The 12,337-nt window shown below is 43.5% G+C and carries 13 protein-coding genes; 12 read left to right on the top strand and 1 reads right to left on the bottom strand.

What is annotated here, in order from left to right; genetic code table 11:
* The first annotated feature begins 7 nt into the window (after window positions 1–7).
* The 10 genes from rsxG to AB4209_RS19285 all read left to right on the top strand — a co-directional run bounded on the left by rsxG (window position 8) and on the right by AB4209_RS19285 (window position 11,254).
* Window positions 8–637 (top strand): electron transport complex subunit RsxG, encoded by a 630-nt coding sequence (gene rsxG, locus AB4209_RS19330; RefSeq protein ID WP_372056961.1) that lies wholly within the window; start codon window positions 8–10, stop codon window positions 635–637.
* Entirely contained in the window at window positions 637–1,329 is a 693-nt protein-coding gene (locus AB4209_RS19325; RefSeq protein ID WP_012603531.1) for an electron transport complex subunit E, read from the top strand. The genes rsxG and AB4209_RS19325 overlap by 1 nt, the downstream gene beginning before the upstream one ends.
* A gap of 164 nt (window positions 1,330–1,493) precedes the next feature.
* Window positions 1,494–2,129 carry an endonuclease III gene (gene nth, locus AB4209_RS19320; RefSeq protein ID WP_372056960.1) on the top strand — a complete coding sequence of 212 codons (636 nt, stop codon included), beginning with the start codon at window positions 1,494–1,496 and terminating at the stop codon, window positions 2,127–2,129.
* 99 nt (window positions 2,130–2,228) lie between these two features.
* Entirely contained in the window at window positions 2,229–3,572 is a 1,344-nt protein-coding gene (locus AB4209_RS19315; protein ID WP_372056958.1) for a site-specific integrase, read from the top strand.
* A complete protein-coding gene (locus tag AB4209_RS19310; protein WP_372056956.1) occupies window positions 3,569–5,215 on the top strand; it encodes a hypothetical protein in 1,647 nt (548 codons plus the stop codon). Before AB4209_RS19315 ends, AB4209_RS19310 begins: the two co-directional genes overlap by 4 nt.
* Window positions 5,212–7,530, top strand: a complete 2,319-nt coding sequence (locus AB4209_RS19305) for a hypothetical protein (RefSeq protein ID WP_372056954.1) — start codon at window positions 5,212–5,214, stop codon at window positions 7,528–7,530. Before AB4209_RS19310 ends, AB4209_RS19305 begins: the two co-directional genes overlap by 4 nt.
* 10 nt (window positions 7,531–7,540) lie before the next feature.
* A complete protein-coding gene (locus tag AB4209_RS19300; protein ID WP_372056952.1) occupies window positions 7,541–7,966 on the top strand; it encodes a hypothetical protein in 426 nt (141 codons plus the stop codon).
* 142 nt (window positions 7,967–8,108) lie between these two features.
* On the top strand, window positions 8,109–8,666 hold the full coding sequence (locus tag AB4209_RS19295) for a recombinase family protein (protein WP_372056950.1): 558 nt from the start codon (window positions 8,109–8,111) through the stop codon (window positions 8,664–8,666).
* A 9-nt stretch (window positions 8,667–8,675) separates the two neighbouring features.
* On the top strand, window positions 8,676–9,095 hold the full coding sequence (locus tag AB4209_RS19290; RefSeq protein WP_372056948.1) for a VPA1267 family protein: 420 nt from the start codon (window positions 8,676–8,678) through the stop codon (window positions 9,093–9,095).
* Window positions 9,092–11,254 carry an AAA family ATPase gene (locus AB4209_RS19285; RefSeq protein WP_372056947.1) on the top strand — a complete coding sequence of 721 codons (2,163 nt, stop codon included), beginning with the start codon at window positions 9,092–9,094 and terminating at the stop codon, window positions 11,252–11,254. Before AB4209_RS19290 ends, AB4209_RS19285 begins: the two co-directional genes overlap by 4 nt.
* Window positions 11,255–11,368: 114 nt before the next feature.
* Here the strand turns inward: AB4209_RS19285 and AB4209_RS19280 are convergent, their stop codons facing one another.
* Window positions 11,369–11,701, bottom strand: coding sequence for a hypothetical protein (locus AB4209_RS19280; RefSeq protein ID WP_372056945.1), 333 nt, complete (start codon window positions 11,699–11,701; stop codon window positions 11,369–11,371).
* A gap of 61 nt (window positions 11,702–11,762) precedes the next feature.
* On the opposite strand from AB4209_RS19280, the gene AB4209_RS19275 reads away from it, so the two are divergent.
* Window positions 11,763–11,939, top strand: a complete 177-nt coding sequence (locus tag AB4209_RS19275; protein ID WP_157937556.1) for a hypothetical protein — start codon at window positions 11,763–11,765, stop codon at window positions 11,937–11,939.
* Entirely contained in the window at window positions 11,926–12,312 is a 387-nt protein-coding gene (locus AB4209_RS19270; RefSeq protein WP_372056943.1) for a hypothetical protein, read from the top strand. Before AB4209_RS19275 ends, AB4209_RS19270 begins: the two co-directional genes overlap by 14 nt.
* Window positions 12,313–12,337: the final 25 nt, after the last annotated feature.

Here is a 12,337-nt window from a genome sequence, read left to right as displayed (position 1 = left end):
GGATACCATGCTAAATGCAATTAAGAAAAACGGCCTTGTACTCGCGATTTTTGCGTGTGCTTCGACGGGTTTGGTCGCGGTAACTCACTACCTGACCAAAGATCAGATCAAACAACAAGAACAGGCTCAGTTACTGTCTGTTCTTAACCAAGTGATCCCACACGATCAGCACGACAACGAGCTGTTTTCGTCTTGTACTTTGGTTCAAGCAGGAGAGCTTGGTACTGAGCAAGCGATGCCGGCTTACATTGCTAAGCTTAATGGTGAGCCAAGCGCGATTGCGATCGAAGCGATTGCACCAGACGGCTACAATGGCGCGATTAAAGTCATTGTTGGAATGAAAACTGACGGTACTATTTTAGGTACTCGCGTGCTTTCTCACCAAGAGACTCCGGGCTTGGGTGATAAGATTGATCTGCGTGTGAGTGATTGGATTCTTTCGTTTGCAGGTAAGCAAGTGACGGATTCTAATCTAGACCGTTGGAAGGTTCGTAAAGACGGTGGTGATTTTGACCAGTTTACTGGCGCTACTATCACGCCAAGAGCAGTCGTGAAGTCAGTCAAACAAGCGGTCCAGTACGTTAACCAAAACAACCAAGCATTGCTTGCTCAACCTCTAAATTGTGGTGGTGAATAATGAGTGACCATAAAACATTGATCAAAAATGGCATGTGGGCCAATAACCCTGCCCTAGTGCAACTTCTTGGGTTATGTCCGCTGCTGGCTGTATCGTCAACAGTCACTAACGCACTTGGGCTAGGCATTGCTACCTTGCTTGTACTGGTCGGCTCAAACGTTTCTGTTTCTTTGGTTCGTAATCATGTGCCAAAAGAAGTACGTATCCCAGTATTCGTAATGATCATTGCCTCGCTAGTAACCTGTGTTCAATTGCTGATGAACGCTTACGCCTATGGGCTTTACCTCTCTTTGGGTATCTTCATCCCGCTGATCGTAACCAACTGCATCATCATTGGTCGTGCGGAAGCCTTCGCTTCAAAAAATGAAGTGCTACCAGCGGCTCAAGATGGTTTCTGGATGGGTCTAGGCATGACATCAGTATTGGTCGTGTTAGGTGCGATGCGTGAGATTATTGGTAACGGGACCCTATTTGATGGCGCAGACCTGCTGCTTGGTGACTGGGCTTCGGTGTTACGAATCCAGATATTCCAATTTGATAACAGCTTCTTGTTAGCCCTGCTTCCACCGGGTGCCTTCATTGGTGTTGGTTTCTTAATTGCTTTGAAAAATATCATCGATAACCAAGCAAAATCTAGACAACCAAAACAAGAAAAACCAGTCATTGAACGCGCTCGCGTTACCAATGCCTAATAAGTTAAATTAGCTTAAACCTCGCTGAATTAGCTCAACCACTCAGCGGGGGAAATCAGATCTAAACAGTACATATAATAATGACGCTCATAAGAGCGCGTAACCGATGATAAAGCAGAAGCAATCCAAGCTTCATGCCCTAACTATTTGAAAGTAATGTCGCTATGAACAATGTAAAACGAGTAGAAATACTTGAGCGTTTAAGAGAAAACAATCCAAAGCCAGAGACTGAGCTTAACTGGAACAGCCCATTCGAGCTGCTGATTGCCGTTCTATTGTCTGCACAAGCAACCGATGTCAGCGTGAACAAGGCGACGGATAAGCTGTACCCTTTAGCCAACACTCCGCAAGCAATTTTCGACCTAGGTGTTGATGGCTTAAAAGAGTATATCAAGACCATCGGCCTATTTAACTCAAAAGCAGAAAACACCATCAAAACGTGTCGTATGCTGCTTGACCTACATAATGGTGAAGTACCGGAAGATCGCGCTGCATTAGAAGCCCTTCCAGGTGTTGGTCGCAAAACAGCAAACGTAGTGTTAAATACCGCATTCGGTTGGCCAACGATTGCCGTTGATACTCACATCTATCGTGTATCAAACCGCACTAAGCTAGCGATGGGTAAAACCGTCGACGATGTCGAAGCAAAACTACTTAAAGTTATCCCAAAAGAATTCAAACTGGATGTCCACCATTGGCTCATTCTTCATGGACGTTACACCTGTGTCGCACGTAAACCACGCTGTGGCAGCTGTATCATTGAAGACCTCTGTGAATACACTCCACCAAAAAAAACGTAAAGAAAGTGCATGTGATAAAGTTAGGGATTCCAGTTGGAGTCCTTTTTTTTTGCTTTACAAATATTAAAAGTGCATATATGGTGTATTTATGTATAACTAATGGTCAGTTTTGTAATGATTGATTTAAGTGAAAGTATTCAAGTTAGGATATACAAGGATATAAATAACGCTTCTTTTCCCGTAGTTGCTCAGCGGAGTGGTCTGCCTTGCTGCTTGTACCTTAACGCTTATCTTAATAGCAATCATAAGTCCCCACTTTCAAAGGTGAAGTCAAAAAAGGGGAAATCAAAACAGTCACCATCATTCTACACTCGAAAGAAATATGCTTATGAGTTGAAGTTTTTGTACTGCTTCTTCATGCAAAAGAACATTGACCTTGTCGAGCGTGTAGCAAGTGGCACTTTTCTATCTATCGAGGAAATAGACGATTATATTCGTGCTTGTAAATTCTATGTGGACACTGAGGATGGGAGCGAAAGCGGCACTGTCGTTAGCCTTACCGATAAAAGAATCAGGGATGCAATCCATGCGACATCCAACAGTCAACCAGAAGTCTCAGCACATACTTTTTATCAACGCCTCAACCGTCTTAAAGCCTACATTGAATTTTTATATGTATGCCATCACTACGATAAAGCTGAGACTGAGCAGCAAATCTCCACGGATGACCAGTTTAATAAATTCAAACTCTACATCAGCACAGCAATCTCTAGCTCCCGAAAAGACAATACCATCACAAAAGATCCCCTTGAATCGGTCATTCCATCCGATAAATTTTTTAATTTATTAGAGGTTATTCAAGAGCACTCGCCAAACAACCCATTCAAGTCGAGCAAGCTTCGAAATCAAATTATCACCCAAATATTGGTTGATACAGGTGTTCGTGTTGGGGCTGTTCTGAAATTGAAAGTGAGTGATTTAGTGGACGATTGGGACAATCCTAGATTCCTGCTCACCCGAACCCCCGATGACCCAACGGACACAAGGCGTCTTCCCGCTGCAAACAAAACAAAAGCATTATCTGTTTCAATCCCTCACGATTTAATGAAGCTGATTAAGCTCTACATCGAAACAGTGCGCAAAAGTAAACCAAACTCTCATGAACATGACTTCCTTTTCATCTCAGAAAAAGGAAGAACTATCGGCAAGCCAATGTCTTACAACGCAATGTACAAGGTCATTAAGACAATTGGAGGTTGTGTCGGGATAGCACTACATCCACATCTACTTCGTCATAAGTGGAATGAAATCTTTGAAGACAAAGCCAAAGCCAAAGGGTTCTCACCAGATAAAATCGAAGACCTTCGCAAATATGCAATGGGCTGGGTAGAAGACTCAAAAATGGCATCAGTTTACAACGAGTTCCAATTAGCCGTGACGGTAGCTGAAATTTCATCCAAGAACCAGAGCCAATCCGTACCCAACCTGAGAGATAGCAAATGAACAGCATTGAACTTAAAAGCTTAAAAAATAGCTATCAAGGAAAACGAACCTTTCAAGCAAAAGAAACGGGTTACGAGTTCGATCTCTTTTCTGATGAATGGTTGCTTGGCTACAAGAAAACCCTTTACCTTGACTGGATGAATGAGCTAGATAGCGAAACCTTTCTCGACCTACGACTGGCTATCGCGCACGTTGCTAAACATTATGCTCATTCAACCATAAAGAGCAATGTCAGCATCTTAAAAACCATTTGCGATTACTTAGAGCCAACGACTTTTGAGGCGTGGTGGTTAACCCTCACGGACTATAAAGACTCTGTAAAACATAGCCTAGTCGCGTTTTGCAAACGAAGTCATGAATACCGCAGCAGTCTTCTTACTCCGCTCTATGACATCGTTAAGGATGAAAATTTAGGTAGAAGTGGTGGCTCAAAAAGTATCCTTGATGAAACAACAGGCGCTTACAGTGAAATCGAGCGTGATAACCTTCTTGAAGCACTAAGAATTGAAACCCTCCATGCACTCAGCAGTGAGATTGCAACAACACAACCTTTCACTCGCCTTAGAACCGTTCTAGCTTGTCAGTTGATGGTGGCCATTGTAAGAAGACCTACGCAACTGGTTAAAATTAAATGGTGTGACCTTTTGCGGGTGGGTCAAACATTTAAGTCGCACAAAGAAAGCAACCGTGATTGGCAGCCTTTAACGCAGCATCATTTTTCTGATGTAGAGCAATTGCACCTACGAACCTTCAAAGGTAAAAATGGAGCGTTTAGAGTCGATGCCGAGTCACGTTCACATCGCTTGGAGCCAAATCTGTCTGAACTGTTGCTTCAGTATTACCAAGTGCACGAAACCGTCCTTTGCGCTTCATTGAGTAAGAGCGGTGTTGTCCTCTCTGAAAGTGAAACAAAAGAGCTAATGCAACGACTCCCCTTGTTTCCAGACCAAAGTTTATTCTCCGTAAAATTTGATACAAAAGAGAGTCTCTTTCAATCCGTGAGCGACACATCAGAGGCTTTCCACCTCTCTGCGGGCGCTCTTGCCAAAAATATTGCTTACCTCTTCAATAAAAAGTTAAGTATTAAAAGTGACCGAATAGCGCACAAGCCTCTTGCATTTAAAAACAATCGCTGGCGTCATACCCAGTTAACCCTCGCCGCTTGGATGGGGTTAAGCCCTGCGCAAATTGCCGCCATTACAGGTGTTACGGTAGAGGCAATACAAGATTACCTTGATTTAAAAGCGCCTGAGCGAGTCAAAATAGACGAAGCCTATGCGGGCAACAGTGTCATACAACGTTTTGACAGTGTATCTTCGAAAGAATTACAGCAACACCCTGACTTTAAGGTGAGAAGCCCGTTCGATGAAGAGATGGGGCACAAACTTAACCCAGCCAACTGCTCAAGCTGTCAATCAAAGGGAGCCGCCCCAATGGGGTGCTATCCCTGTGATAACTTTCGACCTTTGGAAACCGCAAACCATCAGCAATATTTAGATAAGGCAGAGCGTAAACTGGCGATTAATAGTCAATCAGGCCACCCCGCCACGGTTAAACGACTGCAAACCATTATTCTTTATATCAGAGTGACAATGATGCTGTGCGAAGAACGACAAACCATGAAAGTGGGGGCGCAAAAATGAGTCAGATTAACCGCTACATTGATAATCAACGCGCTTATGTCGCCAAAAAGAAAGCACAGCCTCTGATTGGATTTACCAACGCTCAAGGTGAGCAGGCATCTTGGGAAGATATTGCTGTCACATTTACCGACAGTGACAACAGAACCCAGAATATTTACTTTTGTAATCTAAATAGAAAGCAGCCAAGAATGGGTACGCGTTTCACGGGCGAGGATCGATTAGCACCTGAGGTACATGAGTTAATATTTACCTATGTCCTTGATATATTAAAAGAAAAAATATCTATAAGCAGTAAACAAAATAAAATCACAGCCGCAAGAATCTTCCTTAGTCACCTAAATGAGAATGTCGCGACCGCCACCCTTGAAAGGATTCAATCTGCCATCAACCTGATGACAAACAACCTTCTCTTACCATCATTTATCAACTGGCTGCATCAACATAAAATGCTCGCAAAAAGCTGTCAGCCCTACATAAATACTACAGTTGAATCAACTCGCAGTAAAAGTGGCGATGATGCGTTGCAAGCAGAACAAAACAAGCTCCCCTCCGAAAACGCACTACTGGCGCTCGGGGCTATCTTCTATGATGTTATTCCAGCCTATCAGGATGGTGACAAGGAAGATGTTGATGCTTGGCAACCCCTTTTATTACCGACGCAAGAGCAACGAGACAGCTTTAGTTGCACAATGGCAGCACTTGGCATGGCTGCACCCAATCGAATTGGCGCAGAGCAAGTGCTTTTAACAGTGCAACGCATAAAGCGTCATACACAAGTTGTCAATGGCAAGAAAAAAACGGTGCATTACCTTAACTGGCGAGGCTCGAAGGGGTACAAGGATTACGCAAACCACATTAATGCCGAAATGGTCGATAGCTTAGACAGAGCGTTGCACTACACCATTCTCGCTACAGAGCCTGCAAGAGCGCTGGCTCGATTCTATCAAAAGCCGAACCGCCCTCTCAAAGAAGTGCTCGGTGAATTTACGCCCAGCGATGAGAATATTGCCCTGCTCAAGCCTTCCATGAGTAAATCAACCAACCTATTACATCTTGGTTTGCTACTGGGCTTTTTTGATGGTAGTGACAAATGTGTGCGCGTCACGCCTGATACGAAGGGGGCAATAGATAGAACATATAAACCGCATCAACCAAGATTCATCAAACCCATTGCACAGCTTGAACCCTTCGACACTCTGGTGTTTAAGAGTCAATGCCCTTACGCTTTTGCACTCACAGGATGTAAGTTCAGCAAGCAGCATCAAAACGATAACTATACAGCAGGCAAGGAAGAACTCACCGTAGCAGAGTTTCAGAATCACACCATCGAGATGAATCAATCTCACCTAAAAGGTTACAATAAGCCTCAAACTAAGCATGTCGGTTTTGAGAAAGCATTATTTGCCTACACACAAAAGCAATTGGGTGGCTTAGTGACACACCCCTTCTTTTTAGTGCCTATCCATTCGCTAGGTCAATTTTTTTCTGACGACCTAATAAAACGCGCTAAAAATAGGCTCACGCTCTTTGAGCGACACGGCTTCTCATCCAGCTTTTTGCTCAAGCCGCACCAACTGCGTCATTGGCAAAATGATCTTCTGGCGAAAAAAGGACTGCCTCACCACCTTATTTCTATGTTGTCAGGCCGAAAGAGCGCCGAGCAAACACTGACCTATATCCATACCACTGACGCTCAAAACGCTTCTGTCATTGGGGATATCTCTTACTCTAATGAACTAGAAAGCGATGTCGAAAATAAGCTAAAGCTTCGTATTGCGACCATGGATCAATTTAATAAGGCTATCGACAATGAAACACCGACTTTTGTTCATGAGGCAGGGTTTTGCGATCAAAACCTCGCCCTCTCACCCTGCACTTATATGTCGGAGTTTGAAACGCAATGTGCGTTATGCTCATCTTCTTGCCATGTGACCCATGATAGTGAGGCAATCGACTTACTCCAGAAGGATTTGAAAGTGCAAACGCATAACTTGGAGAGGGTTCAGGCGTCTATCAACTTTGAAACAAGTGAAGCGCAGCACAAGTGGTACAGAACCCATTATCGCAATACTTGTATGCTAAAAAAACTCATTGAAGTGCTGTCCGATGAGGCGATAGAAGAAGGTCGTATGGTGCGATTGCTAGCTGGTTCAAACAGCATAAGAATCACCAATTTAGAGACCCAAACAGTGGAAGATACAGAGTTAGCGCTACCTGATGCCGAGCAAGCCCTGCAAGCTGCTATTGAGGCAAAAAACGACAATAAAAGAGATGAAGCCACAGATAAATTCTTGGGTTTCTTGGGCTCACTCTAGGGCAATAAATATGGCAATTAAATCACTAGAAACTGAACAGCAAATCTCCATTCAAGCCCTCATCCGAAGCTGGGAGGGTAAACTAACGTGGGATTTACTAGTCACAAAAATAGAATCCAGCTTAGGTATCGCTACAACGAGACAAACGCTCGACAAGTACGCCAATATCAAGCACGAGTACAAGCAGAAAAAGCAAGTATTAAGGGGCAAGCCTGTTTCGTCTGAAAACAAGGAATTAATTGCTTACTTGCAACAAGACGTGGATTTAGCACAAAAGGTGATACAACTGGAGGCGCAACTTGCGGTAGCACAGTCAGAGATTGGTAAGCTTCAGGCTTTCATTCAAAAGTTATCCAGCATTGCCAAGACGAACCCAAGCGTCATGGATGTGTTTCAAAAGACCATGCAGAGCGTTAAAGGTGGTGTAAGTAAATAAACCTATACTTTTGTTACACGACAACAGCACCCCTGCGGGTGCTGTTTTTTCATGTAATAAAAGGTCTAAATCATTTTATTGACACCAAGTAACAAAAGGTCTATCGTTAAAGTTACTGCATATCCGAACAGGTAGTCAGGGAATGACAACACAGAAAGTAGGTTACGTTAGAGTCTCAAGTTCTGAGCAAAATGTAGATAGACAACTTGCTGGCTTGCCACTTGATAAAACATTTGTAGAATCGATGTCAGCCAAATCGACACGAAACCGCCCTATCCTCAACGACTGCATTGATTACCTACGGCAAGGTGATGAACTGTATGTGCATTCCATCGACCGCTTAGCTCGCAACCTACTCGATTTACAAAGCATTATAGATAAAGTTAATGCGAAGGGTGCTTCTGTGATTTTCGTGAGTGAATCTTTGGAGTTTTCAAGTAAAGAAGACCCGTTTGCTCAATTGACAATGCAGATGCTAGGTGCGTTTGCTGAGTTCGAAAGAAAACTAATCAATATCCGCCAACGAGAAGGGATGATGGCAGCCAAGGCAGCAGGAAAGCACGTTGGGCGCCCTCCTTTATCCGATGAAGTAATTAAAGTGATACGTCAAAAAGCTTCTCAAGGCACTCCTAAAGCACAGATTGCGAGTGAGTGTGAAGTGTCAAGACAGACTGTTTATCGCGTGTTAAAGGAACTCTAAGGGGCTTATATGGCAAATGGACAACAGGTGGCTCAGGAAAACCTGAATAAGTTTGAAGCTTGGAAGGCAACCAAGTCTGACGATGATTACAAAAATATGGTTTACCGAGGAAAGCTGCATCGAACTGAGCTTGCAAAGCAAACAGGGATTGGCAAGTCTGCGTTTAACCAAAATCCAGCATTGGCAGAAGCCTTAGAGGATCTGGAAACCTACCTGAGAGAATGTGACATTCTACCTAAAGTGTCTAAGCAATCGACCAGCCAAGCTTCCGACAAAGCCCCTCCTATGAGAGATATGAACGCCAGCAAAGTAAGAATACTTGAGCGGGAAAACAATAAGTTGAGAGCTGAGGTTCTAGAGCTAAAAGCTAAGCTTTCGCGCTACTCGGAACTCGAAGAAGTTGTCAGTGCTTTGGGGAATATTTTATGACTGCTTCCACTGTTTTACGTTATTACATCCGAGTCACCACGACGTACGGCTTGCGACGAGGGCTTTATCGATTCAACGCTATGTTTGTCCGTAGAGAAGACCACGTAAATCGCGTATCAGCAAAGTCTTACGCTACCGTTGAGATTTCTGAGTCACATATCAATGCAGAGCCTAGAGTGGGACAAATCTGGGAACTATTGGGTAGCCCAGACATTAAGATCACAGAGCATAATGGATTTGAGTCGACCCAATATGCTTTTGCCGATCCCATCGGAAAAATGATTTTACCTGAGACAGCGGAAGAGTTTATTCAATTTGTAGCAAAGGAGCCAGACTTCGAGGGGATTGGTGAAGTCAAAGCTAGAAAGATTTTTGAGACTTTTGGGTTGAGAGTATTTGAGCTGTTGGCGCGAGGCGAAATGGAGGAGCTAGCATCCAAGTTCACCGCAGTGACAGCGCAAAAACTAGTTGAGGGATTCCGCAAATATGAAAACCTCCAACATGCTGTTTTCTTTGCTGATATGGGTATCCCACCTGTTGTTCAGCAGAAATTATTTAAGTTTCACAAAGCAGAATCCGTACAGGAAATTAAGAAAAATCCCTATATCCTTCAACACTTTGGCTGCTCGTTCAAAGACGTAGACACGTTAGCTGTTAATAAGTTTGCTGTTGACCCCTATGATCCTCGAAGAATGAATGCGCTTGTCGAATCTGCCATGCAACAATATTGCAAGGATGGACATACGGTTTGCCCTATTGATGATCTGTGGAACCTAGTGGTAGATGGTGCTGATGGGGATGAGTATCTAGCAGAAGAGTCTATTGTAAATGCGCATAGTTCGCTATCTGTCTACTACAACGAGGATTCTGGGCTAATTCACTCTACAGGTTTGTACATTATGGAGGGGGTGATTGCGAAGCGCATCCAGCATCTCTTGAGTTTAAAAAACGGTTGGTGTGTTGGTGCAGATGAGGCTTACAGTAAGTCTGTGGCTCAATTTGAATTCCCGCTAACTGAAAAGCAGGGAGAGGCGATAATCCGAAGTCTTGAGCATCACGTTTTTACGCTGACAGGCGGTGCGGGTACAGGCAAGACAACAGTTATGAGGGCCATTGTCGACTCATACACTCAATTAGGCTTTAAAGTCTTTGGTGTGGCTTTGAGTGGAAGAGCTGCTAAACGACTACAAGAATCAATACTCATTGAAACACAAACTATTCAACGATTCCTGATGCTTAAAGACGAAGATGTATGTGAATACAGTTCCATCTTGCTGGTTATTGATGAAGCTTCAATGGTCGATATCCCTTCCCTTTACAAGCTGATAATGAAGCTTCCCAAGCACGCTAGGATTATTTTCACAGGTGATGATGAGCAATTGCCTCCTATCGGAGCAGGCTTGGTTCTTAGTGAATTAATCAGTTCAGGTAGCGTTCCTAGAGTTCACTTAGACATAGTGAGAAGACAATCGGAAGAGACAGGTATTCCTGTTTATTCAAACGAGATCCGCCAAGGGGTTGTACCCAAAGAGCTTACCTACAAAAATGTTCAATTTATCACCTCATTGAAAAAGAATATTGTCAGTGAGATGGTTGACTTATACATGGAGCTTGATGGAGAGGTACAGATAATCTCTCCTACTCGCAAGATAGCAAAAGAGGTAAATGAGCTTTGTCAGGCGGTAGCAAACCCCTATGGCAAAAAGCTACTTCTGGTCAACCCTCAAGGAGAGTGTGAGGATGTTGGGATTAGGCTGGGTGATCCAATTATTTTCACAAAGAACAACTATCGTGAAGATATACAAAACGGCACTCTTGGAACTGTGGTTGGACTACGGGACAATACAGACAACAAGATTCTTGCAAGAGTAGAGATTGATACTGGTCGCATCGTAGAGGTGAATTACGATCTGCTTGATACTATTGAGTTATCGTATGCAATCACTCTACACAAAGCTCAAGGTAGTCAATTTTCAACGGTAGTCGCCCCTATTTTTACCAACAGACTAATGGATAAGTCGTGGATCTATACGGCTATCACAAGAGCGACAGACAAAATGACCTTCATAGGTTGCAAGAAATCCTTTGCTGATGCCATAGTTTCAGAGACCAAAGCAAGCAGAAGAAATGTGTATCTTTCCAATCTGATCAATGCTTAAAACTCTGAAGGTTTGATGTGCAATTGAAGCAACAGCTCTCACCATTGTCTCTTAGCACACCACTAAACCTTAGTCACTAAACCTTAGTCACTAAACCTTAGTTAGTAAAATAAATCACAGCTCAAACGTCACTGGCGCGTTGTCTTCTAGCACAATGTAGTAGCAACTATTGAAGTACACTCCAGCCACATAGTGACCTTTGCGGATTTCGAACCAACTTCCGTCCACACCATCTGAAGCCGACCATCCCTCAATATTTATCAGCTTCACCTTTTGCATATCTCCGCTCATCTTTGCGTCTATTGAGCCTGCGAATTTCGCAAAGTGAAGCTTTCCAGATTTCAAAAGGGCGGGGATAGTGTCACCAACAACTGAAAGTTTGCCAACTACCCCTGCTTCGTTCAAAGTCACCAACCGATAGTTGTGACGATATCTAATCGCAGTCATAGCATCGCCTCTGAAAAATACGACTATACTGTATGAGTGTACAGCATTTAAGGAGCTTAACATGAACACTTTTGATTATTTACTTAATGCAAAGTCTATAAGCCTTAAAATAAGCAAGGAAGCGATACTTAATGCTATAGCGATGAGGTTCGTACAGGGTGATTTGGGCGATGACGATGATGAGACTTCAGTGTTGCTAGCATTGTCGAAGGAGGATTTTGAATATGCAGATGAGTAATCTAATACTGCTACTAGACTGCGATAACACGCGTTTGAACCTCGACTTATCAGCACTTCTATCGAAAAGCTGGGTAACTGTCATTGCTGTTTCGAACGACATCTATAAGTTACCAACTAACGCAGGGGGACAAAGGCACGGGGAGGTTGTAGAAATTTACAACAACAGCGCAGACTTCGTGATGATTGCTCGCCTTGCGACTGAACTCACTAGCAAAGAAAAGGGAGCTCGCGTTATTTTGATCACAAGAGACAAAGCGCTGACTCGCGCTACCCAAGATTTGGCAGGAAAGTATCAGGCATGGTGTGAGCGATACAAGAACTTTGACGCTGCGCTAGAAAACAGTGTGCTCGTTGAAGCTCTCAGCGAGTGAATAAACCTCGCTATGGTAGAAAGAG

The organism is Vibrio sp. 10N.286.48.C11 (genome assembly GCF_041469805.1).
Lineage (GTDB): Bacteria > Pseudomonadota > Gammaproteobacteria > Enterobacterales > Vibrionaceae > Vibrio > Vibrio crassostreae_C.
Note: the sequence above shows the minus strand (reverse complement) of the source record. Positions and strands in the feature narration are given on the sequence as shown.